The sequence below is a fragment of the Pseudomonas serbica genome (genome assembly GCF_028823535.1).
Lineage (GTDB): Bacteria > Pseudomonadota > Gammaproteobacteria > Pseudomonadales > Pseudomonadaceae > Aquipseudomonas > Aquipseudomonas serbica.
The window spans coordinates 235,348-261,294 of the sequence record NZ_JAQIYM010000003.1 but is presented as its reverse complement, the minus strand read 5'-3'; the positions used below and the strand labels follow the sequence as shown (position 1 = coordinate 261,294).

Annotated in this window: 22 protein-coding genes; 12 read left to right on the top strand and 10 right to left on the bottom strand. The window is 60.6% G+C overall.

What is annotated here, in order from left to right; genetic code table 11:
* Positions 1-176 precede the first annotated feature (176 nt).
* The 3 genes from NQL71_RS06155 (at position 177) to NQL71_RS06145 (ending at position 4,231) form a co-directional block, all read left to right on the top strand.
* Complete coding sequence (locus tag NQL71_RS06155; protein ID WP_046820576.1) at positions 177-1,547, top strand: MFS transporter; 1,371 nt, start codon at positions 177-179, stop codon at positions 1,545-1,547.
* A gap of 11 nt (positions 1,548-1,558) precedes the next feature.
* Positions 1,559-3,112: a galactarate dehydratase gene (gene garD / locus NQL71_RS06150; RefSeq protein ID WP_046820575.1), complete on the top strand. Its 1,554-nt coding sequence runs from the start codon at positions 1,559-1,561 to the stop codon at positions 3,110-3,112.
* 177 nt (positions 3,113-3,289) lie between these two features.
* Entirely contained in the window at positions 3,290-4,231 is a 942-nt protein-coding gene (locus NQL71_RS06145; protein ID WP_274642392.1) for an AEC family transporter, read from the top strand.
* Here the strand turns inward: NQL71_RS06145 and NQL71_RS06140 are convergent.
* The 7 genes from NQL71_RS06140 to gatC all read right to left on the bottom strand — a co-directional run bounded on the left by NQL71_RS06140 (position 4,228) and on the right by gatC (position 11,202).
* Positions 4,228-5,712, bottom strand: coding sequence for a PhoPQ-activated pathogenicity-related family protein (locus tag NQL71_RS06140; RefSeq protein ID WP_274642391.1), 1,485 nt, complete (start codon positions 5,710-5,712; stop codon positions 4,228-4,230). The genes NQL71_RS06145 and NQL71_RS06140 overlap by 4 nt on opposite strands.
* Before the next feature lie 247 nt (positions 5,713-5,959).
* A complete protein-coding gene (locus NQL71_RS06135) occupies positions 5,960-6,331 on the bottom strand; it encodes a carboxymuconolactone decarboxylase family protein (protein ID WP_046820572.1) in 372 nt (123 codons plus the stop codon).
* Entirely contained in the window at positions 6,328-7,389 is a 1,062-nt protein-coding gene (locus tag NQL71_RS06130; protein WP_274642390.1) for a calcium/sodium antiporter, read from the bottom strand. Before NQL71_RS06130 ends, NQL71_RS06135 begins: the two co-directional genes overlap by 4 nt.
* 50 nt (positions 7,390-7,439) lie before the next feature.
* Complete coding sequence (locus NQL71_RS06125; protein WP_046820570.1) at positions 7,440-7,811, bottom strand: septal ring lytic transglycosylase RlpA family protein; 372 nt, start codon at positions 7,809-7,811, stop codon at positions 7,440-7,442.
* A gap of 179 nt (positions 7,812-7,990) precedes the next feature.
* Complete coding sequence (gatB, locus tag NQL71_RS06120; RefSeq protein ID WP_046820569.1) at positions 7,991-9,436, bottom strand: Asp-tRNA(Asn)/Glu-tRNA(Gln) amidotransferase subunit GatB; 1,446 nt, start codon at positions 9,434-9,436, stop codon at positions 7,991-7,993.
* Positions 9,437-9,446: 10 nt separating this feature from the next.
* A complete protein-coding gene (gene gatA / locus NQL71_RS06115) occupies positions 9,447-10,898 on the bottom strand; it encodes an Asp-tRNA(Asn)/Glu-tRNA(Gln) amidotransferase subunit GatA (protein WP_274642389.1) in 1,452 nt (483 codons plus the stop codon).
* Between the two features lie 16 nt (positions 10,899-10,914).
* Complete coding sequence (gene gatC, locus NQL71_RS06110) at positions 10,915-11,202, bottom strand: Asp-tRNA(Asn)/Glu-tRNA(Gln) amidotransferase subunit GatC (RefSeq protein WP_046820567.1); 288 nt, start codon at positions 11,200-11,202, stop codon at positions 10,915-10,917.
* 211 nt (positions 11,203-11,413) lie between these two features.
* Between gatC and mreB the strand changes: the two genes are divergently transcribed.
* The 8 genes from mreB to tldD all read left to right on the top strand — a co-directional run bounded on the left by mreB (position 11,414) and on the right by tldD (position 22,680).
* A complete protein-coding gene (gene mreB, locus NQL71_RS06105) occupies positions 11,414-12,451 on the top strand; it encodes a rod shape-determining protein MreB (RefSeq protein WP_002555108.1) in 1,038 nt (345 codons plus the stop codon).
* A gap of 142 nt (positions 12,452-12,593) precedes the next feature.
* Entirely contained in the window at positions 12,594-13,712 is a 1,119-nt protein-coding gene (gene mreC / locus NQL71_RS06100; protein ID WP_077182437.1) for a rod shape-determining protein MreC, read from the top strand.
* On the top strand, positions 13,712-14,203 hold the full coding sequence (mreD, locus tag NQL71_RS06095; RefSeq protein WP_046820565.1) for a rod shape-determining protein MreD: 492 nt from the start codon (positions 13,712-13,714) through the stop codon (positions 14,201-14,203). Before mreC ends, mreD begins: the two co-directional genes overlap by 1 nt.
* A 33-nt stretch (positions 14,204-14,236) precedes the next feature.
* Positions 14,237-14,833: a Maf family protein gene (locus NQL71_RS06090; RefSeq protein ID WP_046820564.1), complete on the top strand. Its 597-nt coding sequence runs from the start codon at positions 14,237-14,239 to the stop codon at positions 14,831-14,833.
* A gap of 48 nt (positions 14,834-14,881) precedes the next feature.
* Positions 14,882-16,339 carry a ribonuclease G gene (gene rng, locus NQL71_RS06085; RefSeq protein WP_046820563.1) on the top strand — a complete coding sequence of 486 codons (1,458 nt, stop codon included), beginning with the start codon at positions 14,882-14,884 and terminating at the stop codon, positions 16,337-16,339.
* 76 nt (positions 16,340-16,415) lie between these two features.
* Positions 16,416-20,219: a YhdP family protein gene (locus NQL71_RS06080; RefSeq protein WP_274642388.1), complete on the top strand. Its 3,804-nt coding sequence runs from the start codon at positions 16,416-16,418 to the stop codon at positions 20,217-20,219.
* 151 nt (positions 20,220-20,370) lie between these two features.
* On the top strand, positions 20,371-21,219 hold the full coding sequence (locus NQL71_RS06075; RefSeq protein ID WP_077182439.1) for a carbon-nitrogen hydrolase family protein: 849 nt from the start codon (positions 20,371-20,373) through the stop codon (positions 21,217-21,219).
* Positions 21,220-21,237: 18 nt separating this feature from the next.
* Positions 21,238-22,680, top strand: coding sequence for a metalloprotease TldD (tldD, locus tag NQL71_RS06070; RefSeq protein WP_046820560.1), 1,443 nt, complete (start codon positions 21,238-21,240; stop codon positions 22,678-22,680).
* A 48-nt stretch (positions 22,681-22,728) separates the two neighbouring features.
* Here the strand turns inward: tldD and yjgA are convergent, their stop codons facing one another.
* Complete coding sequence (gene yjgA / locus NQL71_RS06065) at positions 22,729-23,253, bottom strand: ribosome biogenesis factor YjgA (RefSeq protein WP_034148278.1); 525 nt, start codon at positions 23,251-23,253, stop codon at positions 22,729-22,731.
* A gap of 108 nt (positions 23,254-23,361) precedes the next feature.
* Here yjgA and pmbA point away from each other — a divergent pair, with 108 nt between their 5' ends.
* Entirely contained in the window at positions 23,362-24,708 is a 1,347-nt protein-coding gene (gene pmbA / locus NQL71_RS06060) for a metalloprotease PmbA (protein ID WP_046820559.1), read from the top strand.
* 90 nt (positions 24,709-24,798) lie between these two features.
* On the opposite strand, the gene NQL71_RS06055 is transcribed toward pmbA, so the two are convergent.
* Positions 24,799-25,074 carry an HPr family phosphocarrier protein gene (locus tag NQL71_RS06055; protein ID WP_075947622.1) on the bottom strand — a complete coding sequence of 92 codons (276 nt, stop codon included), beginning with the start codon at positions 25,072-25,074 and terminating at the stop codon, positions 24,799-24,801.
* A 15-nt stretch (positions 25,075-25,089) separates the two neighbouring features.
* Positions 25,090-25,947, bottom strand: coding sequence for an RNase adapter RapZ (rapZ, locus tag NQL71_RS06050; RefSeq protein WP_046820552.1), 858 nt, complete (start codon positions 25,945-25,947; stop codon positions 25,090-25,092).

The following is a 25,947-nucleotide window of genomic DNA, read 5'->3' as shown; positions in this document are numbered from 1 at the left end:
CGCAATACCCCTGTAGGAGCAGCCGGTCGACGTTCGATTGCTCACGAAGGTCTTGAGGTCGCGGCGTTAACCCTAATGCCCTGCGTCATCGTTGACCTCCATCGCGAGCAGGCTCGCTCCCACAGAAGAACCAAAGATTCACCCCGCATAAAAATAATCAGTGGGAGTACATCTACATGCAATCGTCCAAGAAGCCGACTCACGTCCGCTATTTGATCCTGCTCATGCTGTTTCTGGTGACCACGATCAACTACGCCGACCGCGCCACTATCGCCATCGCGGGCTCCAGCCTGCAAAAGGACCTTGGCATCGATGCGGTTACCCTCGGCTATATCTTCTCCGCATTTGGTTGGGCCTACGTGGCCGGGCAAATTCCCGGTGGCTGGCTGCTGGACCGTTTCGGTTCGAAAAAAATCTATGCACTGAGCATCTTCACCTGGTCCCTGTTCACCGTGTTGCAGGGTTACGTCGGCGAGTTCGGCATGTCCACGGCGGTGGTTGCGCTGTTCATGCTGCGCTTTCTGGTGGGGCTGGCCGAAGCGCCGTCCTTCCCGGGCAACGCACGCATCGTCGCGGCCTGGTTCCCCACTGCCGAACGCGGCACCGCTTCGGCGATCTTCAACTCGGCGCAGTACTTTGCCACCGTGTTGTTTGCACCGCTGATGGGCTGGATCGTCTACAGCTTCGGCTGGCAGCACGTGTTCATCGTCATGGGCGTGATCGGCATCATCTTCTCCGGCATCTGGCTGAAGGTTATCTACAGCCCGCGCCAACACCCGATGATCAACGACGCCGAGTTCAAGCACATTGCCGACAATGGCGGCATGGTCGACATGGACCAGGACAAGGGCAAAGGCAAAAAGGCCGACGGTCCGAAATGGGACTATATCCGCCAGTTGCTGACCAATCGCATGATGCTCGGTGTGTATCTGGGCCAGTACTGCATCAACGGCATCACCTACTTCTTCCTGACCTGGTTCCCGGTGTACCTGGTGCAGGAACGCGGCATGACCATCCTCAAGGCCGGTTTCATTGCCTCGTTGCCAGCGATCTGCGGCTTCATCGGCGGTGTGCTCGGCGGCGTGATTTCCGACTACCTGCTGCGCAAGGGCCATTCCCTGACCTTCGCCCGCAAGGCGCCGATCATCGCCGGCCTGCTGGTGTCCAGCAGCATCGTTGCCTGCAACTACGTAGACGTTGAATGGATGGTCGTGGGCTTCATGGCCCTGGCGTTCTTCGGCAAAGGCGTGGGTGCATTGGGTTGGGCCGTGGTGTCCGATACTTCACCGAAGCAGATCGCCGGTTTGAGCGGTGGCCTGTTCAACACCTTCGGTAACCTGGCCTCGATCACCACTCCGATCGTGATTGGCTACATCATCAGCTCCACCGGCTCGTTCAAATGGGCGCTGGTGTTTGTCGGTTGCAACGCACTGGTCGCAGTGTTCAGCTACCTGGTCATCGTCGGTCCGATCAAGCGAGTGGTGCTCAAGGAGCCGCCGGTAAACGGTCCTGAAGCATCCGGTAAATTGTCACAAGCGCATTCCTGAGGAGCGGCGTCATGCAGTTGATTGAACATTCCGACTCGCCGCGTTACATCCGCCTGCACGAGCGGGACAATGTGGTGATCGTGGTCAATGACCAGGGTGTGCCGGCCGGAACCGAGTTCCCGGATGGCCTGGTCACCGTGGACTTCGTGCCACAGAGCCACAAGGTCACCCTTGTAGGCATTCCCGAGGGTGGCCAGGTGATTCGTTACGGGCAGGTCATCGGCTACGCCCTGCAGCCGATTCCCCGTGGCAGTTGGGTCAAGGAAGATCAACTGCGCATGCCGACCGCGCCGCCGCTGGACAGCCTGCCGCTGTCCACCGAAGTGCCGGCCGCGCAGGCACCACTGGAAGGTTATACGTTCGAGGGTTATCGCAACGCCGACGGTACGGTCGGCACGCGTAACATTCTGGGCATCACGACCACGGTGCAGTGCGTAACGGGTGTACTGGATCATGCGGTCAAGCGCATCAAGGACGAGCTGTTGCCCAAGTACCCGCACGTCGATGACGTAGTGGCGCTGACCCACAGCTACGGCTGTGGCGTGGCAATCACCGCGACTGACGCCTATATCCCGATCCGCACCGTGCGCAACCTGGCGCGCAACCCGAACCTGGGAGGCGAAGCCTTGGTGATCAGCCTTGGCTGCGAGAAATTGCAGGCCGGGCAGGTGATGCACGAGGACGATGCCTCGGTGGACTTGAGCGAGCCGTGGCTGTATCGCCTGCAGGATTCCAGTCACGGATTTACCGAGATGATCGAACAGATCATGGAGCTGGCGGAAATCCGTCTGAAGAAGCTTGATCAACGCCGTCGGGAAACCGTACCGGCGTCGGAGCTGATCCTCGGCATGCAATGTGGTGGCAGTGATGCGTTTTCCGGGATCACCGCCAACCCGGCCCTGGGTTATGCCTCGGACCTGTTACTGCGTGCCGGTGCGACGGTGATGTTCTCCGAAGTGACTGAGGTTCGCGATGCGATCTACCTGCTGACCTCCCGCGCTAAAACCGAGGCAGTCGCGCAGGAACTGGTGCGGGAAATGGACTGGTACGACCGTTACCTGGCCAAGGGTGAGGCGGACCGCAGTGCCAACACCACGCCGGGTAACAAGAAGGGCGGGTTGTCGAACATTGTCGAGAAGTCCCTGGGCTCGATCGTCAAGTCCGGCAGCAGTGCGATCAGCGGGGTGCTCGGCCCTGGCGAGCGTTTCAAGGAAAAAGGCCTGATCTTCTGCGCGACCCCGGCCAGTGACTTTGTCTGCGGTACCTTGCAACTGGCGGCGGGGATGAACCTGCATGTGTTCACCACGGGGCGCGGTACGCCTTATGGACTGGCCATGGCACCGGTGGTGAAAGTGTCGACCCGGACCGAACTGGCGCAGCGCTGGCCGGACCTGATCGACATCGACGCCGGGCGCATTGCCACCGGTCGCGCTTCCATCGAGGAGCTTGGCTGGGAGCTGTTCCACTACTACCTGGATGTGGCCAGCGGCAAGCAGCAGACGTGGGCTGAAAAGCACAAGCTGCATAACGACATCACCTTGTTCAACCCGGCGCCGATCACGTAGGACCGCGTCGCCTGCTTCGCGAGCAAGCCCGCTCCCACATTCGACCGCATGCAGCCTGAAGGAATGCGATCAAATGTGGGAGCGGGCTTGCTCGCGAAGGCGATCTACCAGACGCCAACGTCCTCAGTGGCTTATCATTAGCCCCCTAACGACGCCCACCCCAAGGTTCCCACCGGCATGCTGGCAATTTTCCTCGAAACCCTGAACATCACCGCACCGGTGTTTGCCATGCTGTTTCTGGGGGTGTTGCTCAAGCGCATCGACTGGATCAACGACAACTTCATCCATACCGCCTCGTCCCTGGTGTTCAACGTCACCATGCCGGCGCTGCTGTTCCTGGGCATCCTGCATGCCGACCTGCATGCCGCGTTGCAACCGGCACTGCTGATCTACTTCTCCGTCGCCACCCTGGTGTGCTTTGCCATTGCCTGGGGCTGGGCGATCTTCAGGTGCCCGCGCGAAGACCGGGGGATTTACACCCAGGGGGCGTTTCGCGGCAACAACGGCGTGATCGGCCTGGCGCTGGCTGCGAGCATGTACGGCGACTACGGGATTTCCCTGGGGGGGATTCTGGCCGCGCTGGTGATCCTGTTCTACAACACGCTGTCGACCATCGTGCTGGCGGTCTACAGCCCGGTGATCAAGTCCGATCCGTGGAGCATCTGCAAAAGCGTGATGGTCAATCCGCTGATCATCAGCGTGATTACGGCGGCACCCTTTGCCTATTTCAAGATCAGCCTGCCGGGATGGCTGGAGACCTCCGGCCAGTATCTGGCGCAAACCACTTTGCCGTTGGCGTTGATCTGCATTGGCGGCACGCTGTCGCTGGCGGCCATGCGCAAAAGTGGCTCGATGGCGCTCAGTTCAAGCCTGGTGAAAATGCTCGGCCTGCCGATCCTGGCGACGCTCGGCGCGTGGCTCTGGGGTTTTCGCGGTGCTGAGTTGGGGATTCTGTTTTTGTACTTCGGCAGCCCGACCGCCGCCGCCAGTTTTGTCATGGCCCGGGCGGCGGACGGCAATCATGAACTGGCGGCGGCGATCATTGTTATCACCACGCTGATGGCGGCGGTGACCACCAACATCGGGATCTTTTTGTTGCAGTGGGGTGGGTGGATCTAGCGGCTGGCCATCTCGGGCAGGGTTTTGCACAGTGGCCCGGTCTCTGGAGGTGCTGCGGTCGGGTAGCGATCAGGCAGGACCTGTACCGGTGTGGTGACGACAAAACCATCGGCGAAGGTCGCCTCGACAAATGTTGCTGTCCAGCCCTGTTCGGGTGTCTCTATCTGTATCTGTGCATGCATTGGGGTGGAAGGGGTGACATGCCGTGGCTGATAACGAATTCCGCAAGCATCCCGGAAGTCCCGCGCCATCGGGTTCACGGCCGTCCATTGAGTCACCTGAACCGGCGCCTCGGTAAAGTGCAGCGAAACGGCTTTGCCCGTTCCATGGGTTGTTGCGCTTGTCGTCACAGAGGGTAACGGGCGATCTTGCTGCCACCGATTGACTACAGGAATCAGTGAGCTTTCAACGAATTGCCTGATGCCGTTGTGGCTGGAATTGGGGGCAACCCGCAGGCTCTTCGGCCCAGGCAGTCGATCGAAATAGATATCCGAATTGTCAGGGGTGAAAAAGTCGTCACTGCTGGCGTTGACGACGTATTTCGCAATGGCCAAGCGCTCGGCATAGGCGCTGTCCAGATAAGCCAGGGGGTCGACGATTTTCAGCAGTTTCTCGAAGTTTTCGGTGTGGCGCAGACGGAGCACCCCTTCGCTGTAATAGTCATAGAAGGCCAGCGGCCAGTTTTTGCCATAGGTTTGAAAGGTATGTTCGAACACTTTGGCTGTGCCGAGTCCATCAATGACAAATGGCACGACGGCGTTGACGCGTTCATCGGCAATAGCGGCCAGCCAGGCTGCCCAGGCGCGTTTCGACACCCCACTGGCAATAAATCGTTCAACGTTCCATGGCTTCAGTTCTTTCTGGGCAAGGTCCATCGCCTTGACCAGGGATGCCATCATCGGTACATGAGCCGCCATGTAGGGGCGCGTTTCAGGACTTTCGAGAAACAACTTCCAACTATGGGCGACACTTGAGTCTTCTGTGCGGGGAACTCCGTCATCGGCGTAAGTGAGATATTGATTGGGGATGTCGCTGAGCGAAATGACGATTGTATTAGTTTGGCGTGCAACTTCCAGGGCCATGGCTTGAGTGAAATCTGTAGGTTCAGATTTAGCCTTGTTGCCGGCGGATATGTTGGTTCCGTTGTTGGCCACCAGTAATGCCTGTCCATGAAGGGCGTTGTGCGGGATATAAATATCGACACTATGTTTCCATTGTTCCGGGCTGACCAGTCCTTCAGGCGACCACTGTTGAGATGACAGGTCAAAGCTGCGCTTCACTACGCCAGGAAAGGTCTCGGAGCCTTTTGCGAAGTAGAGTAATGGTTTGGTTGCTTCCTGGTTTTTATAGCAGTTCAGTATTTCGCTGAAATCGCTGGGGAGGGCGCATGTATCGACCAATGTTTCGGCTTGTGCACTGAAGCTTGCCAATCCAAGAATTAATAACATGTTTGGTAGAATGACACGAAGGGTGGATCGCATTGGACTAGTCTCGCTTGTTTCAATTTGTTTTATGATTGTTATCGCGAAATTATTGTTGCGGCGGGAAAATATTGTCTTCGTGTCATTGAAATTGGAAGTTTTTTTGGAAGTGTTGTTTTTCGGAATATATGTAATGGAAAGTGTCGTTATAAGTAAGCGTTAGTCGGATTTCTGGCAGTCGAATGCATTCGACGGGACGGCGAAATCAATCACGGTCCCCATCGAACCAAGTTTTAAACGGTAAGGGTTACTGGTGTTGCTCAATCACTTCCTGCGCCGCGCGAAACGCATCTATCGCTGCCGGCACACCCGCATACACCGCGCAGTGCAGCAGTGCCTCGCGAATCTCCTCCACGGTGCAGCCGTTGTTCAGCGCGCCGCGTACGTGACCTTTCAATTCCTGTGGGCACTTCAGCGCGGTCAACGCGGCCAGGGTAATCAGGCTGCGGGTTTTCAACGGCAGGCCTTCGCGATTCCACACGCCGCCCCAGGCATGATCGTTGACGAAATCCTGCAGCGGTTGGGTGAACTCGGTGGCATTGTCCAGGGCGCGGTCGACGAAGGAGTCGCCCATCACTTGGCGACGTACTTCGACGCCGGCTTTTTTATTCTCGGTCATGGCAATTCCCTCTTGTGGTGTTGGCGACGCCAGGCGCGCAATGACGTGAACAACAAGTACGCCAGTAGTGCCGGCAAGACGAAAAACAGCATCAGTTGTTCAAGCTTGCCGGCCAGCGGCATGCCGGTGGTGAACGACACCACGTGCAGGCCGTAAGCCAGGTACAGGCCGAGAAACACCAGGCCCTCGGCGCGGGTCACCCGGTAACCGGAATAGAATACCGGCAGGCACAACGCCGCGACGCCAAGCATCACCGGCAGGTCGAAATCCAGCGCGTTGGGCGATACCGACAAGGGCGAGGGTGCGATCAGCGCCGTCAGGCCCAGGACGCCCAACAGGTTGAACAGATTGCTGCCGATCACGTTGCCCACGGCAATTTCCCGTTCGCCGCGCAACGCGGCGATCAGCGAAGTAGCCAGTTCCGGGAGCGAAGTGCCAACGGCGACGACGGTCAGGCCGATGATCCGCTCCGACAGCCCCAGGTCGGTGGCGACCGCGACCGCCGCTCCCAGCAGCAGATGCCCGGCGTACACCAGCATCGCCAGGCCGGCGAGGATCATCAACAGGCTGCGCAGCCAGGGTGCTTGGCCGCTGTGGTCATGGCTTGATACCGGACGTACCGAATGCCGCGACTGGCGCAGCAACAAGGCCAGGTACAGCAACAGTGCCACCAGCAACATGACGCCGTCGGCACGGGTCAGCTCTTCATTCCACGCCAGGAAGAACACCAGCAGGCTGGCGCCGATCATCAGCGGGATGTCCAGGCGCACCAGCTGTCGGGAAACCCGCAACGGAATGATCAGGGCGGAAAACCCGAGGGTGACGAGGATGTTGAAGATACTGCTGCCGATCACGCTGCCGACGGCAATGTCGGCGTTGTGCGCCAAGGTGGCTTGCAGGCTGACCGCCATCTGCGGTGCGCTGCTGCCGAGGGCGACGATGGTCAGGCCGATGATCAGTGGGCGTACGTGCAGGCGTGCGGCCAGGCGCACGGCGGCGCGCACCATCAGTTCGGCGCCGGCAATCAGTAGCACCAGCCCGCTGAGCAATTCGATCACGCTGATCAGGGGTAAATCGGCTAGTCCGAAAATGGTCGGGACTCCGTCGGTCAGTCGAGGGCTTGCACGCGAACCCGCGCGGTGCCGCTCTTGAGCATGCCCAGGCGTTCGGCGGCCTCCTGGGACAGGTCGATCAAGCGGCCCCGGGTATGCGGGCCGCGGTCGTTGATGCGTACCACGCAGGATCTGTCGTTGTTCAGGTTGGTGACCTTCACCCGTGTACCGAAGGGTAGCTGGCGATGGGCGGCGGTCAGGGAATTCTTGTTGAAACGCTCGCCACTGGCGGTGCGTTTGCCTTGGTGTTTGGCGCCGTAGTAGGACGCAACGCCGGTTTTGTCGTAGCCGTGGGGGTCGACGGTATCGTTGCTGGCGCAACCGGCCAGGAACGAGAGCAGGGCGCAAAGTCCAAGTAGACGCTTCATTTGAAAACTTCCAAAAACAAATGTGGGAGCGGCGGTGCGACGATTCGACTTGCTCGCGAATGCATTCTGACAGTCAACTTTGAATTGAGTGCCGAACCGCATTCGCGAGCAAGTCGAATCGTCCCACCGCCGCCCCCACAGGGGAATGGAGCCAGTGTGTTGGGCTGGCTCCATTTTCATCAGCCTTCGAGCTTGCTTTTGAGCAGTTCGTTAACCTGTTGCGGGTTGGCCTTGCCTTTGGAGGCTTTCATGGCCTGGCCGACGAAGAAGCCGAACATCTTGCCGCGCTTGGCTTCGTCTGCCGCGCGGTATTGCTCGACTTGCTCGGCGTTGGCCGCAAGCATTTCATCCAGCACCGCCGAGATCGCGCCGGTGTCAGTCACTTGCTTCAAGCCGCGCTTGTCGATGATCTCGTCCGCGCTGCCTTCGCCGTTGGCCATCGCTTCAAAGACCACCTTGGCGATCTTGCCGGAGATGGTGTTGTCCTTGATGCGCAGCAGCATGCCGCCCAGTTGCTCTGCGGAAACCGGTGACTGTTCGATGTCCAGGCCTTGCTTGTTGAGCAGGCTGCCCAACTCGACCATCACCCAGTTGGCCGCCAGCTTGGCGTCGCCGCCGATGCTCGCGACTTTCTCGAAGTAGTCGGCCTGCTCGCGGCTGGTGGCCAGGACGCTGGCATCGTACACAGACAGGCCGAACTGCGCCTGGAAGCGCTCACGCTTCTGCGGCGGCAATTCCGGCAGGGTGGCGCGCACGTCATCGAGGAAAGAGTTCTCGATGACCACCGGCAGCAGGTCCGGATCGGGGAAGTAACGATAGTCGTTGGCTTCCTCTTTACTGCGCATCGGACGGGTCTCGTCCTTGTTCGGATCGTACAGGCGAGTCTGCTGGATGACCTTGCCGCCGTCTTCGATCAGCTCGATCTGGCGCTGGATTTCGCTGTTGATCGCCTTCTCGATGAAGCGGAACGAGTTGACGTTCTTGATCTCGCAGCGCGTACCGAACTCGACCTGGCCTTTTGGACGGATCGACACGTTGCAGTCGCAACGCAGCGAGCCTTCGGCCATGTTGCCGTCGCAAATCCCCAGGTAACGTACCAGTGCGTGGATCGCCTTGACGTAAGCCACGGCTTCCTTGGCGCTGCGCATGTCCGGCTCGGAGACGATCTCCAGCAGCGGCGTGCCGGCACGGTTCAGGTCAATGCCAGTGGCGCCGCTGAATTCTTCGTGCAGGCTCTTGCCGGCGTCTTCTTCCAGGTGCGCGCGGGTGATGCCGACGCGTTTGACCGTGCCGTCTTCAAGGGCGATGTCCAGGTGGCCCTTGCCGACGATCGGCAATTCCATCTGGCTGATCTGGTAACCCTTGGGCAGGTCCGGGTAGAAATAGTTTTTCCGGGCGAACACGTTGTGCTGGCCAATCTCGGCGTCAATCGCCAGGCCGAACATCACCGCCATGCGCACCGCTTCCTGGTTCAGCACCGGCAGTACGCCAGGCATGCCCAGGTCGATCAGGCTGGCCTGGGTGTTCGGCTCGGAGCCGAAGGTGGTGGAACTACCGGAAAAGATTTTCGACCGGGTGGTGAGCTGGGTATGAATCTCCAGCCCGATCACGACTTCCCATTGCATGTGTGTCTCCTCAGAAGCCGGTTGGGGTGCGGGTGTGCCAGTCAGTGTTCAACTGGTACTGGTGCGCAACGTTGAGCAAGCGGCCTTCCTGGAAATACGGGGCGAGCAGTTGCACGCCGACCGGCAGACCGTCGACAAAACCGGCCGGCATCGACAGGCCTGGCAGGCCGGCGAGGTTGGCGGTGATGGTGTAGACATCTTCCAGGTAGGCAGCGACCGGGTCGCTGTTCTTGGCGCCGAGCTTCCAAGCCGGGTTCGGCGTGGTTGGGCCAAGGATGATGTCGACCTCGTTGAAAGCGGCCATGAAGTCGTTCTTGATCAGGCGACGGATCTTCTGCGCCTTCAGGTAATAGGCGTCGTAGTAACCGGCGGACAGCGCATAGGCACCGACCATGATCCGGCGCTGCACTTCCGGGCCGAAGCCTTCGCCACGGGAGCGTTTGTACAGGTCGATCAGGTTGACCGGGTTTTCGCAGCGATAGCCGAAGCGCACGCCGTCGAAACGCGACAGGTTCGACGAGGCTTCCGCCGGAGCGATCACGTAGTACGCGGGGATCGCGTGCTGCATGTTCGGCAGGCTGATTTCCTTGACCACGGCGCCGAGCTTTTCCAGCTCCTTGACGCTGTTGTGGATCAGCTCGGCGATGCGCGGGTCGAGACCGGCGCTGAAATACTCTTTAGGCACGCCGATGCGCAGGCCTTGCAGCGAGCCGTTGAGGCTGGCGCTGTAGTCCGGCACGGGTTCGTCGATGCTGGTGGAGTCGTTCGGGTCGAAGCCGGCCATACCTTGCAACAATATTGCGCAGTCTTCGGCCGTGCGCGCCAACGGACCACCCTGATCGAGACTCGAGGCATAAGCGATCATGCCCCAGCGCGAAACACGACCGTACGTCGGTTTCACGCCGGTGAGGTTGGTCAGGGCCGCAGGCTGACGGATGGAACCGCCAGTGTCGGTACCGGTGGCTGCTGGTAACAGTCGAGCGGCAACCGCCGCAGCGGAGCCACCGGACGAGCCGCCCGGTACGTGTTCCAGGTTCCATGGGTTTTTCACCGCGCCGTAGTAGCTCGACTCGTTGGCCGAACCCATGGCGAATTCATCCATGTTGGTCTTGCCCAGGGTCACGGCCCCGGCAGCGGCCAGCTTGGCGACGACGGTGGCGTCGTACGGTGCTTTAAAGTTGTCGAGCATCTTCGAGCCGCAACTGGTGCGAATGCCCTGGGTGCAGAACAGGTCCTTGTGGGCGATCGGCGCGCCGAGCAGGGCGCCGCTCTCACCGTTGGCCCGGCGGGCGTCAGCGGCTTTCGCCTGCGTCAGCGCCAGGTCTTCGGTGAGGCTGATGAAACTGTTGAGCTGCGGGTCGAGCTGGGTGATGCGCGCCAGCAAGGCTTTGGTCAGCTCTTCGGAGGAAAACTTTTTATCGGCGAGTCCGCGGGCGATCTCGGCCAGAGTCAATTGATGCATTGCAGGCTCTTTCCCTTTAGTCGATGACTTTCGGAACCAGGTACAGGCCGTTTTCGACCGCTGGTGCGATGGACTGGTAGGCCTCGCGGTGATTGGTCTCGGTCACGACGTCCGCACGCAGGCGCTGGCTGGCTTCCAGTGGGTGGGCCAGCGGCTCGATACCGTTGGTATCGACTGCCTGCATTTCGTCGACCAGCCCGAGAATGCTGTTGAGGGCCGAAGTGATGTGTGGAAGATCGGCATCATTGAGGCCCAGACAGGCCAGATGAGCGATTTTTTCCACGTCGGAGCGTTCAAGCGCCATTGGGATTCTCCAGTGGAAAACAAAACGGACGGCGTCCGTGTGTTAGATTGTCGGAACACTACCGCACTTCTACGGTCATATGGCCGCGATTGTGGGGTTTGGTGCACATAAAAGCGGTCAATTTAACATATTGGCGCCTTGCCCAAAATCCCTGTCGTTGTTAGAGTTTGCCGCACTTTTTTACCCACGCGTTGCCTAGGGTCCCTTTCCCATGTTCAAGAAACTGCGTGGCATGTTTTCCAGCGATCTTTCCATTGACCTGGGCACTGCCAACACCCTTATTTACGTGCGCGAGCGCGGTATCGTCCTGAATGAGCCATCGGTTGTGGCCATTCGGACGCACGGTAACCAGAAAAGTGTCGTTGCTGTCGGCACCGAAGCGAAGCGCATGTTGGGCCGTACGCCGGGCAACATTGCTGCCATTCGTCCGATGAAAGACGGCGTGATCGCCGATTTCAGCGTCTGCGAAAAGATGCTGCAGTACTTTATCAACAAGGTTCACGAAAACAGCTTCCTGCAGCCTAGCCCTCGTGTGCTGATCTGCGTTCCGTGCAAATCCACCCAGGTTGAGCGTCGCGCCATCCGTGAGTCGGCGCTTGGCGCCGGTGCCCGTGAAGTATTCCTGATCGAAGAGCCGATGGCTGCCGCGATCGGTGCCGGCCTGCCGGTTGAAGAAGCTCGCGGTTCGATGGTCGTGGATATCGGTGGCGGTACCACCGAAATCGCGCTGATCTCCCTGAACGGTGTGGTTTATGCCGAATCCGTACGCGTTGGCGGCGACCGCTTCGACGAAGCGATCATCACTTATGTGCGTCGCAACTACGGCAGCCTGATCGGTGAATCGACTGCCGAACGCATCAAGCAGGAAATCGGTACCGCCTACCCGGGCGGCGAAGTTCGCGAAGTCGACGTTCGTGGCCGCAACCTGGCCGAAGGTGTTCCACGCGCGTTCACCCTGAACTCCAACGAGGTGCTCGAAGCTCTGCAAGAGTCGCTGGCGACCATCGTTCAGGCCGTGAAAAGCGCCCTGGAGCAATCGCCGCCGGAACTGGCTTCCGACATCGCCGAGCGTGGCCTGGTACTGACCGGTGGTGGCGCCTTGCTGCGAGACCTCGACAAGTTGCTGGCCCAGGAAACCGGCTTGCCGGTGATCGTCGCCGAAGACCCGTTGACCTGCGTTGCTCGCGGCGGTGGCCGTGCATTGGAAATGATGGATAAACACACCATGGACCTGCTCTCCAGCGAGTAATTCGCCGGATCGCCTCTATGCTGTTGAGCGCGCAGGCGGCACTTTGCAGTGCTGCCTGTTCGCGTTTATCTTCTGTCGTCTGCATCCAGGCCGGTTTGATGCCGTATGAATAAAGAGAACATTTGCCTGGGAGGAGCGGCTTATTAAACCGCTTTTCACCAAGGGTCCCTCACTGGGCGTGCGCTTGTTGGTGCTGGTCGTGCTGTCGGTCGCGCTGATGGTGGTCGATGCCCGCTTCACACTGTTCAAGCCAGTGCGTAGCCAGATGTCGCTGGTGCTGATGCAGTCTTACTGGATCACCGACCTGCCGCAGCGGCTATGGCAGGGTGTGGCCAGCCAGTTTGGCAGCCGCACCGAACTCGTCGCCGAAAACGAAAAACTCAAGAGCGAAAACCTGCTGTTGCAGGGGCGCATGCAAAAGCTTGCCTCCCTGACCGAGCAGAACGTCCGGCTGCGCGAGCTGCTCAACTCTTCGGCACTGGTCAACGAAAAGGTCGAAGTGGCCGAGTTGATCGGCATGGACCCCAACCCGTTCACCCATCGCATCATCATCAACAAGGGTGAGCGCGACGGCGTGGTGCTCGGTCAGCCGGTACTCGATGCCCGAGGCCTGATGGGCCAGGTGGTCGAGTTGATGCCCTACACCTCCCGGGTCCTGCTGCTGACCGATTCCACCCATAGCATTCCGGTGCAGGTCAACCGCAACGGCCTGCGCGCCATTGCCAGCGGCACTGGCAACCCGGAGCGCCTGGAACTGCGTCACGTCGCCGATACCGCCGATATCAAGGAAGGCGACCTGCTGGTCAGTTCCGGCCTTGGCCAGCGCTTCCCGGCAGGTTACCCGGTGGCGACGGTCAAGGAAGTGATCCACGATTCTGGCCAGCCGTTCGCCATCGTTCGCGCCGTGCCAACTGCCGCCTTGAACCGCAGCCGTTACCTGCTGCTGGTGTTCAGCGACACCCGGACCGCCGAAGAGCGCGCCAACGATGCTGCCCAGGCCCAGGAAAGCCTGGATGCGCAGGGCGGTGGGCCGATCATTCCGGCGACCGTGCCGAGGCCAGCGGTTGTTCCTGCGGCTGTTACCGCTCCCGCTGCCCCAACTGCTCCAGTGGCCGCGCCGGCTGCCACGACCCCGGTCAAGCCTGCTACCAAACCAGCCGCGACCGCACCCGCCAAGCCACCGGCGGCGCAACCCGCCGCCGCCAAGCCTGCGGCCAAACCGCCAGTCTCCGCGCCGGCTACTACCAGGGGACGAGAATAATGGTCGGTGCTACAGCTTCCCGAAACGGCTGGATCGTCTGGCTGACGTTTGCCATCGGCATGTTGCTAAGCGTATCGCCACTGCCGCAATTCATGGAGATCTTGCGTCCCTTGTGGCTGGCCTTGCTGCTGGCGTTCTGGGCGCTGGCGCTGCCGCAGAAAGTCGGGATGGTCACGGCCTGGTGCCTGGGCCTGGCCGAAGATGTGCTGTACGGCACGCTGCTGGGGCAGAATGCCTTGATCCTGACGCTCATCACCTACCTGGTGCTGGCGCTGCAGCAACGCCTGCGAATGTTCCCGATGTGGCAGCAGAGCCTGGTGATCCTGGTGATCTTCGGCCTCGCTCAGCTTGTGCAACTTTGGCTCAGCGCCCTGACCGGCAATCGTCAACCGACCCTGGCGCTGGTGTTGCCGGCCCTGGTCAGCGCGTTGCTCTGGCCCTGGATCAGCTTCGGTTTGCGCGGACTGCGTCGACGCTACAAAATCAATTAATTCGCTCAGGCATTCAGACAGGGAGAGGTCTTGATGAAACGGTTATACCTCGCCTCTGGCTCGCCACGTCGGCGTGAACTGCTCACGCAGATCGGCGTACCGTTTTGCGCCATCAGTGCGGATATCGACGAAACCCCTTTGACTCACGAATCCCCTTCGGCCTATGTCGAGCGCCTGGCGCGCGGCAAGGCCGAGGCCGGGCGCGGCGCGATCGCGTCTGACGTCCAGTGCTGTGTGCTCGGTGCCGACACCGCTGTGGTGCTCGACGGAAAAATTCTTGGCAAACCAGTTGATGAACCTGACGCGTGCGCCATGCTGAAGATGTTGTCCGGGCGCGAGCATCAGGTCCTCACGGCTATTGCAGTGCTCGACGGCGAGCGTTGCGAGTCTCGAGTGGTCACCAGCCAGGTACGTTTTCGTCATATCAGCCCTGATGAAGCCGCCGCCTACTGGGCCAGCGGCGAACCGCGGGACAAGGCCGGTGGATATGGCATTCAAGGACTGGGTGCGGTGTTTGTCGCCGGGCTCACTGGAAGTTACTCGGCGGTGGTTGGATTGCCGCTGTGCGAAACCGCGGAACTGCTCGGCCATTTCGGCATACCCTGTTGGCAACCCCATAACGCGCGCTAAGCGTTGTATCCGGCCATTATCGTGAACATGCCTGAACGAGACCCTGCCATGAGTGAAGAGATCCTGATCAACATCACGCCGATGGAATCGCGCGTGGCGGTGGTCGAAAACGGTGTCCTGCAAGAAGTTCATGTCGAGCGCACGCAAAAACGCGGGATCGTCGGCAACATCTACAAGGGCAAAGTCGTGCGGGTATTGCCGGGCATGCAGGCGGCGTTTGTCGATATCGGCCTGGACCGCGCCGCATTCATTCATGCGTCGGAAATCTCCCTGCGTGAAGGTCCGGCCGTCGAGAGCATCAGCGCGCTGGTGCACGAAGGCCAGAGCCTGGTCGTGCAAGTCACCAAGGACCCGATTGGCTCCAAAGGTGCGCGCCTGACGACGCAACTGTCGATCCCTTCGCGTTACCTGGTGTACATGCCGCGCACCGCCCACGTGGGTATTTCGCTGAAGATCGAAGACGAAGCCGAGCGTGAACGGCTCAAGCAAGTGGTGACCGATTGCGTCGCCAAAGAGGGCATCAAGGAAGCGGGCGGTTTCATACTGCGCACGGCGGCCGAAGGTGCCGGGGCCGATGAAATCCTCATGGACATCCGCTATCTGCGCAGGTTGTGGGACCAGATCAGCGAGCAGATCAAGACTATCAGCGCTCCCAGCGTGATCTACGAAGACCTTGGCCTGGCGCTGCGCACGCTACGGGACCTGGTGAGCCCGAAGATCGAGAAAATTCGCATCGACTCCCGGGAAACCTTCCAGAAAACTACGCAGTTCGTCGCCGAACTGATGCCGGAAATCGCCGATCGTCTGGAGCATTATCCGGGCGAACGACCGATTTTCGACCTGTATGGCGTCGAAGATGAAATTCAGAAAGCCCTGGAGCGCAAAGTCCCGCTCAAGTCCGGCGGTTACCTGGTGGTCGACCCGGCAGAGGCCATGAGCACCATCGACGTCAACACCGGGGCGTTCGTGGGGCATCGCAATCTTGAAGAAACCATCTTCAAGACCAACCTCGAAGCCGCGACCGCCATTGCCCGTCAACTGAGGCTGCGCAACCTGGGCGGGATCATCATCATCGACTTCATCGACATGGTAGATGAAGAGCACCAGCGCCAGGTGTTGCGCACCCTCGAGAAGCAACTGGAGCGCGACCACGCCAAGACCAACATCATCGGCATCACCGAGTTGGGCCTGGTACAGATGACACGCAAGCGCACCCGCGAAAGCCTTGAACAGGTCCTGTGCGAACCGTGCACCAGCTGCCAGGGGCGCGGCAAGCTGAAAACTCCGGAAACCATTTGCTATGAAATCTTTCGCGAAATCCTTCGTGAGGCGCGCGCCTATCAGGCGGAAGGCTATCGTGTACTGGCGAACCAGAGAGTCGTCGACCGCCTGCTCGATGAAGAGTCGGGCAACGTCGCCGAACTTGAAGTGTTCATCGGGCGCACCATCAGGTTTCAGGTCGAAACCATGTATTCCCAGGAACAATACGACGTAGTGCTGCTCTGAGTTGCTGCGTCTTGAATTTTCCTGAACGGCTGGCTTCAGCTTTCTGCAAAACTTTTGCCATGGGGAGCCAACTGACATGGAGCGTCTGACACGCATATTGGCCGCACTGACCCGCTGGGGTCTGGGCCTGTGCGCGTTGGTTTTGGTATTGATGGCGGTGTACGTCAGCCTTGGCCGGGAACTGGCGCCACTGGTGGCCGAGTACCGCAGCGAAGTCGAAACCAAGGCCAGCGAGGCCTTGGGCATGCCCCTGCAAATCGGTGAATTGAAAGGCAGCTGGAGTGGCTTTGCGCCGATACTGTCGGCTCACGATGTAACGGTAGGCGAGGGTGCCAATGCCCTGCACCTGGATCAGGTGCGGGCTATCCCGGACCTATGGGCCAGTCTGCTGGCACGGGACGTGCGCCTTGCCAGGCTGGAACTCGATGGCCTGAAGATCAGCCTCAAGCAAGGCGATGATGGCAATTGGGCGCTGGAAGGTTTGCCGGTTAAGGATGATCAACCCCTCGACCCGGAGCAGTTGCTCAATCGCATGCAAATGATCCAGCAGCTGTCGGTACTCGACAGCCAGGTCACGTTGCAGCCGTGGGGGGAATCACCGCTGACACTGACGTACGTCGGCTTGAGTCTGAAAACCGGCGCCGCCCGCCAGCGCCTCGATGCCCGCTTGACCCTGCCCGATGGACAGCCGGTGGCCATGAATTTGCGTAGCCGCATTCGTGCCAGCGAATGGAAGGACGGCGAGGTCGAAGTCTATGCGAGCCTGCCGCAAAGCGACTGGTCGAAATGGTTGCCCGAAACCCTGACCCAGCAATGGAACTTCTCTGAGATCAAGGCCGGCGGCGAGCTGTGGGTGACCTGGGGCAAGGGTGCCTTGCAAAGTGCCGCCGTTCGTGTGAATGCGCCCCGACTCAAGGGTGCCTATGCCGAGCGCAAGCCGATCCAGATCAACAATCTGGCGCTCAACGGTTATTTCCAGCGCAGCGCTGAGGGCATGCTGGTCACGGTGGATTCCCTGGCCATGAACCTGGGCGAGAACCGTTGGGAATCACGCCTGCAATTCAAGCAGACCACGGCCGCCGACAGCACGCAAAACCTCTGGCACCTGCAAGCCGATCGCCTAGACCTGACGCCTCTCACTCCGCTGCTCAACGCCCTGGCGCCATTGCCGGAAGGCGTTGCCACGGTGGTCGAGCGGCTCAACGTCACCGGTGGACTGCGCAACGTCCTGATCGATGTGAAACCCAATGCCACCGACGACAGCAGGTTCAGCTTCGCGGCCAACCTTGATCACGTCGGTTTTGACGCGTATCACGGCGCGCCGGCGGCACGCAATGTCTCGGGCAGCATCAGTGGCGACCTTGGCCATGGCGAGTTGCGCATGGACAGCAAGGATTTCATGCTGCACCTGGACCCGATTTTCGCCAAGCCATGGCAATACATCCAGGCCAACGCGACCTTGACCTGGAAGCTCGACAAGGAAAGTTTCACCCTGGTTGCGCCCTACCTGAAAGTGCTGGGCGAGGAGGGCAAGATTGCCGGCGACTTCCTGATCCGCCTGTTTTTCGATGGCGCCCGGGAAGACTACATGGACCTGCGGGTCGGTATGGTCGAGGGCGACGGTCGCTACACCGCCAAGTACCTGCCGACCGTCCTCAGTCCGGCGCTGGACGAATGGCTGCGTACCGCGATTCTCAAAGGTGCGGTGGACCAGGGTTTCTTCCAGTATCAGGGCTCGTTGAACCATGGTGCGCAGGAAACGGCCCGCAGCATCAGCCTGTTTTTCAAGGTCCACGATGCCGAGCTGGCGTTTCAGCCTGGCTGGCCGCATGTCGGCAAGGTCACGGGTGATGTGTTCGTCGAAGACAGTGGCGTGCGGGTTCTGGCCAGCCAGGGGCAGTTGCTCGACACCCAGGTGCGCGACATCTACGTCAGTATTCCCCACGCGCCTGCCGGGCAGAACAGCCATATGTTTCTTGATGGCGCGTTCGCAGGCGGATTGGGCGATGGCCTGAAAATTCTCAAGGAAGCGCCAATAGGCACTGCCGAGACTTTTGCTGGCTGGGAAGGTGAGGGCGACCTGCAAGGCAAGCTGAAGCTGGATATTCCGCTGGCCAGGGGCGAACAGCCGAAGATCCTGGTCGACTTCAAGACGGCCAAGGCGCGCTTGCAACTGCCGGATCCCCCCCTTGAGCTGACTCAGCTCAAAGGTGACTTCCGTTTCGACAGCAGCAAAGGCTTGAGTGGACAGAACATCAGCGCCCGCGCCTTCGATAAACCGGTAACTGCGCAGATTTTCGCCGAGGGTCGCGAAGGTAAGCTCAACACCCGGGTCACCGCTTCCGGACAGGTCGAGGTCAAGAAGCTCTCGGAGTGGCTGAGCGTGACCCAGCCGTTGCCGGTCAGTGGCGTGATCCCGTATCAACTGCAACTGACCCTCAACGGCGCCGACAGCCAGTTGATGGTCAATTCCAGTCTCAGGGCTGTCACCGTCGACCTGCCAGCGCCATTTGGCCTGTCGGCGGATGCCGGACGCGACACCTCCTTTCGCATGACCCTGCAAGGCGAAGAGCGACGCTATTGGGTGAACTACGGTGAACTGGCGAACTTCACGTTTGCCGCTCCTGCCAACAATTTTGCCAACGGCCGCGGCGAGTTGTTCCTCGGCAATGGCAATGCAATGCTGCCCGGTGCCAAGGGCCTGCGGATTCGTGGCACGCTGTCGGAACTGGATGTCGGCCCTTGGCAGGATCTGGTGAGCAAGTATGTCGGGCAAGACCCCGGCGGCAATGCCAAGCAGTTGCTCAGTGGGGCGGACATCAAGGTCGGCAAGCTCAGCGCTTTTGGCACCACGCTGGACCAGGCCGCGGTGCAACTGACACGCAAGCCGTCCGCCTGGGCCTTGCAACTCGACAGCCAGCAGGTCAAGGGCAACGCCAGCTTCCCCGATGCCAAAGCCGCACCGATGGTGATCAACCTGCAGACCGTGCGGCTGCCAGCACCTGATCCGACTGTGCTGGCCGATGAAAACTCGCCGGACCCCCTGGCCTCGGTGGACCCGAAGAAGATCCCGGCGCTGGATATCATCATCAACCAGTTGTACCAGGGCAACGACCTGGTCGGCGCCTGGTCGCTGAAGGTGCGTCCGACGGCCAAGGGTATCGCGCTCAACTCGCTGGACATGGGCCTCAAGGGCATCCTGTTGCAGGGCAGCGGTGGTTGGGAAGGCGCGCCCGGCGCCAGTTCCAGCTGGTACAAGGGACGGATCAGCGGCAAGAATCTCGCGGATGTGCTCAAGGGCTGGGGCTTCGCCCCGAGCGTCACCAGCCAGGAATTTCACTTGGATGTCGATGGCCGCTGGCCCGGCTCGCCGGCATGGCTGGCCACCAAGCGCTTCTCCGGCACGCTCGATGCCTCGCTCAATGAAGGCCAGTTTGTCGAGGTTGAAGGCAGTGCCCAGGCGTTGCGGGTGTTTGGCCTGCTCAACTTCAACTCGATTGGCCGCCGCTTGCGTCTGGATTTCTCCGACCTGTTCGGCAAAGGCCTGAGCTATGACCGGGTCAAGGGCCTGCTGGTGGCGACCAACGGGGTGTACGTGACGCGCGAACCTATCCGATTGACGGGCCCGTCGAGCACCATCGAGCTCAACGGCACCCTGAACATGGTGGCCGATCAGATCGATGCGAAATTGATGGTGACCTTGCCGGTGACCAACAACCTGCCGATTGCCGCACTGATCGTCGGTGCACCGGCCATCGGCGGGGCGCTGTTCCTGATTGACAAGCTGATCGGTGACCGTGTGTCGCGTTTTGCCAGCGTGAAGTACACCGTCAAGGGGCCGTGGAAAGAGCCGAAAATCACCTTCGATAAAGCTTTTTGAAAAACCACTCCGAAGGCCTATGGAGTAGCATGGCCTTACCCGCCCTTGTAGGCGCTGCCGCAGGCTGCGATCTTTTCAAGGCCACATCAAAAGATCGCAGCCTGCGGCAGCGCCTACAGGTATGTGTTGATTTCCAGATAAGGGTAAGGCCATGTCTGTAGCGGTGATTCAAATGGTCAGCCAGGGCGATGTGCCGGCCAATCTGGCCCGGGCGCGCCAGCTGCTGGAACAGGCGGCCGCCGGTGGTGCGAAACTGGCTGTGCTGCCGGAAAACTTCGCCGCCATGGGCCGGCGCGACATCGCCGACATCGGTCGCGCCGAGGCGCATGGCGACGGCCCGATCCTGCCGTGGTTGAAACAGGCGGCCCGCGACCTCAAGTTATGGATAGTGGCCGGTACCTTGCCGTTGCCGCCGGTGGATCAGCCGACGGCCAAGGTGCATGCCTGCTCGTTGCTGGTCGATGATCAGGGCCAGACGGTGGCGCGCTACGACAAGCTGCACCTGTTCGACGTGGACGTGGCGGACAATCGCGGCCGTTATCGCGAATCCGATGACTATGCTTATGGCAGTGGCGTGGTGGTTGCGGACACACCGGTCGGGCGAGTCGGCCTGACGGTCTGTTATGACCTGCGGTTTCCGGAGCTGTACAGCGAACTGCGAGCCGCCGGTGCCGAGCTGATTACCGCACCCTCGGCCTTTACTGCCGTGACCGGTGCTGCACACTGGGACGTGCTGATTCGTGCGCGAGCCATCGAAACCCAGTGTTACGTGCTCGCGGCCGCCCAAGGGGGAACGCACCCAGGGCCGAGGGAAACCTGGGGTCACGCCGCTATCATCGACCCATGGGGGCGGGTGCTGGCACAACAGGATCAAGGCGAGGCCGTGCTGCTGGCCGAACGCGATAGCAGCGAACAGGCGTCCATCCGGGCGCGGATGCCGGTGTCCAGTCACCGGCGCTTTTTCTCGCAGGGCGCCCAGCGACCTGCCTCAGAACGATGAATTTAAGGCGTAAAGCATATGAGCGAGTTGTTGTCCTCAGTCAGTGAACACCTCCTGGCACCCGGTGGCGTAACGATCGAAAGCCTGCAAGGTGTGCTTGGCGACCTGGCCGGCCCCGGCATCGATGCCGCCGACCTGTATTTCCAGGGGCAGATATCCGAGTCCTGGGCGCTGGAAGACGGCATCGTCAAGGAAGGCAGCTTCAACCTCGACCAAGGGGTTGGCGTGCGCGCGCAATCCGGTGAGAAAACCGGGTTTGCCTACAGCAACGCCATCACCCTGGAAGCCTTGGGCGCGGCGGCCCGTGCCGCCCGCTCGATCTCCCGGGCCGGGCAGAATGGCACTGTGCAAGCGTTCACCACCCAGGATGTGGCGCAGCTGTACGGGCCGGACAATCCTCTGGAAGTGCTGACCCGTGCCGAGAAAGTCGATCTGCTCAAGCGCATCGATGCCGCCACGCGTGCGCTCGACCCGCGTATCCAGCAGGTTACCGTGAGCATGGCCGGTGTCTGGGAGCGGATTCTGGTGGCGTCCACCGATGGCGGACTGGCAGCGGATGTACGGCCACTGGTGCGCTTCAACGTCAGTGTAATCGTCGAGCAGAACGGCCGTCGCGAGCGCGGTGGCCACGGCGGAGGCGGGCGTACCGATTACCGTTATTTCCTCGCTGAGGACCGCGCCATGGGCTATGCCCGTGAAGCGTTGCGCCAGGCCTTGGTCAATCTGGAAGCCATTCCGGCACCGGCCGGTACCTTGCCAGTGGTGCTGGGTTCCGGCTGGTCGGGTGTATTGCTGCACGAAGCGGTCGGTCACGGCCTGGAAGGCGACTTCAACCGCAAGGGCAGCTCGGCCTACAGCGGGCGCATGGGCGAGATGGTTGCGTCCAAGCTGTGCACCATCGTCGATGACGGCACCCTGGCGGGACGCCGTGGCTCCTTGAGCGTCGATGACGAAGGCACGCCGACCGAGTGCACCACGCTGATCGAAAACGGCGTCCTCAAGGGCTACATGCAGGACAAGCTCAACGCCCGCCTGATGGGCGTGGCCCGCACCGGTAACGGTCGTCGCGAATCCTACGCGCACCTGCCGATGCCGCGCATGACCAACACCTACATGCTCGCCGGTGAAAGCGATCCGGCGGAAATCATCGCTTCGGTGAAGCGCGGCATCTACTGCGCCAACCTCGGCGGCGGCCAGGTGGACATCACCAGCGGCAAGTTTGTGTTTTCCACCAGCGAGGCGTACCTGATCGAGGACGGCAAGATTACCGCTCCGGTCAAAGGCGCGACGCTGATCGGCAACGGCCCTGAAGCCATGAGCAAGGTGTCGATGGTCGGTAACGATCTGTCGCTGGACAGTGGTGTGGGGACGTGTGGCAAGGACGGGCAGTCGGTGCCGGTGGGTGTCGGCCAGCCAACGCTGAAGATTGATGCGATCACCGTGGGTGGCACGGGGTCGTAAGAAGTGAGGCTGCGGGTGAGCTGCCAGGCAGCTCACCCGCTTCGAGAATTAACGCAGACCGCGTTGAGTCTCGTCCAGCTCACGGATGTACTTGAAGATTTTACGGCTGGAAGCAGGAGGCTTGTTTTGCGCAACCTCGTGCTGGGCCTGACGGATCAGGGAACGCAGTTGCTGGCGGTCCGCGTCCGGGTAGTCGACGACGAATTTTTCCAGTACGGCATCGTCGCCGGCGATCAGACGATCGCGCCAACGTTCCAGGTTATGGAAGCGTTCGTTGTACTGGCGAGTGGAGGCATCGAGCTGATCGAGCAAAACCAGAATCGCGTCAGTGTCCTGATCGCGCATCAGTTTGCCGATGAACTGAAGGTGCCGTTTACGCGCGATATTCGCGGTGTGCTTGGGCGCATCGGCCAGAGCCCGGCGCATGGCGTCGGTCAAAGGCAGTTTTGCCAGCAAGTCAGGCTTGAGCGTTGTAAGGCGCTCGCCGAGGTCAACCAGAGCATGCAGCTCGCGTTTAACCTGGGATTTGCTTTTTTCTCCCGTATCGAGGGAGTCGTCGTAAGAATCAACCATGGTGGCCGTCCGCAAAGAAACGCCGCCATGATAACCAGTCGGGGGCCGCTTGTCCGGCCCGGTCGCTCGATGACCGTTACCGAAAGCAGAATTTGAGTGGAGAACAGCATGAGTGCAGTTGAAAGCGTCGGCCCACAAGCGTTGCCGGCACTGCAAGAACAAGTCGAGCAGATCATCGCTGAAGCCAAGCGCCAGGGGGCCAGTGCCTGTGAAGTGGCGGTGTCCCTGGAGCAGGGCCTGTCGACCACGGTCCGCCAGCGTGAAGTCGAAACCGTCGAGTTCAACCGCGATCAAGGTTTTGGCATCACCTTGTACGTCGGTCAGCGCAAGGGCTCGGCCAGCACCTCGGCCAGTGGCCCGGAGGCGATTCGCGAAACCGTAGCCGCTGCCCTGGCTATCGCCAAGCACACCTCGGAAGACGAAGCCTCGGGGCTGGCGGATGCCGCGCTGATGGCCAAGGATGTGCAGGACTTCGACCTGTTCCACCAATGGGACATCACCCCGGAGCAGGCGATCGAGCAGGCGCTTGCCTGTGAGGCCGCGGCGTTTGCCGCCGACAGCCGGATCAAGAACGCCGATGGCACCACCCTTAGCACCCATCAGGGCTGCCGTGTCTACGGCAACAGCCACGGGTTTGTCGGTGGTTATGCATCGACCCGGCACAGCTTGAGTTGCGTCATGATCGCCGAGGCTGATGGCCAGATGCAGCGCGATTACTGGTACGACGTGAATCGCCAGGGCAACCTGCTGGCCGATCCGGTGAGCATTGGCCAACGTGCTGCGCAACGTGCGGCGAGCCGTCTGGGCGCGCGTCCGGTGCCGACCTGCGAAGTGCCGGTACTGTTTTCTGCCGAATTGGCTGGCGGGTTGTTCGGCAGTTTCCTGTCGGCCATTTCCGGCGGCAGCCTATACCGTAAATCCTCGTTCCTCGAAGGCACGCTGGGGCAGAAGCTGTTCCCCGAATGGCTGACCATCGACGAGCGTCCGCACCTGATGCGGGCCATGGGTAGCGCGGCGTTCGATGGCGATGGCCTGGCGACCTACGCTAAACCGTTCGTCGAAAAAGGTGAGCTGGTGTCCTACATCCTCGGTACCTACTCCGGCCGCAAGCTGGGCATGCCGAGCACCGCCAACGCTGGCGGCGTGCACAACCTGTTCGTCACCCATGGTGACGAGGACCAGGCTGCCTTGCTGCGTCGCATGGGGCGTGGCCTGCTGGTAACCGAACTGATGGGCCAGGGCCTGAACATGGTGACCGGCGATTACTCCCGTGGCGCGGCGGGATACTGGGTCGAGAACGGCGAAATCCAGTTCGCGGTCCAGGAAGTGACCATCGCCGGCAACATGCGCGACATGTTCAAGCAGATCGTGGCCGTGGGTAATGACCTGGAGCTGCGCAGCAACATTCGCACCGGTTCGGTGTTGATCGAGCGCATGACGGTGGCGGGCAGCTAAACGCCCTCGTCACAAAAAAGGCGCGCCACCTGATTGGGTGGTGCGCCTTTTTTTATCGGATTACTGAGCGTCTCTGGTCTGGACTGGCGTTTACTCGCCTTCGTCGAAATAACGGTTGATCAAGTCCTTCAACGCATCCAGTGCCCTTTGCGCGTCTTCGCCTTCGGTGCTGATATAGATTTTAGTGCCCTTGCCTGCAGCGAGCATCATCATTGCCATGATGCTTTTGCCGTCGACCGTGGATTCCGGAGTGCGTCCTACTCTGATCGTGCAATCCTTGAACTCACCGGCGACCCCGACGAATTTTGCAGAAGCACGGGCATGCAGGCCCAGCTTGTTGATGATTTCGATTTCCAGAGCAGGCATCGCGGTGTGAATCCTTTAGCTGAGGTCGCGGTGGCGAACCTGGACGTTCTTCAGGGATTGCTGCAGGACCTGGCCAAGACGTTCAGTCAGGTAGACGGAGCGGTGATGGCCGCCGGTGCAGCCAACGGCAATAGTGACATAGGCGCGGTTGCTGGCGGCAAAGCGTGGCAGCCATTTGAGCAGGTACGTAGAAATGTCCTGGAACATTTCCTCGACGTCGGGTTGCGCCGCCAGGTAATCAGCCACCGGTTTATCGAGCCCGGACTGCTCGCGCAGTTCCGGCTTCCAGTAAGGATTGGGCAGGCAGCGCACATCGAATACCAGGTCGGCGTCGACCGGCATGCCACGCTTGAACCCGAACGACTCCACGAGAAATGCCGTTCCCGGTTCCGGCTGGTTCAGCAGGCGCAGCTTGATGGTATCGCGCAGTTGATACAGGTTCAGGCTGGTGGTGTTGAGCTTGAGGTCGGCCAGGTCGGCAATCGGCCCGAGAAGGGTGGTCTCGTCGTTGATCGCCTCGGCCAGTGAGCGATTGGCGTTGCTCAGTGGGTGACGCCGGCGGGTTTCCGAGAAACGTTTGAGCAGGGTTTCCTCGTCGGCATCCAGGTACAGGACATCGCACTGGATGTGACGGCTGCGCACTTCTGCCAGTAGCTCGGGGAAACGCGACAGGTGACTGGGCAGGTTGCGCGCATCGATGGATACGGCAACCAGCGGTTGGGCCAGCTCGGTGTGAATCAGCGCTCGCTCGGCCAGTTCAGGCAGCAACCCGGCAGGCAGGTTGTCAATGCAGTAGTAGCCGTTGTCCTCAAGGACGTCGAGGGCGGTACTTTTACCAGAGCCGGAACGACCGCTGACGATGATCAAGCGCAT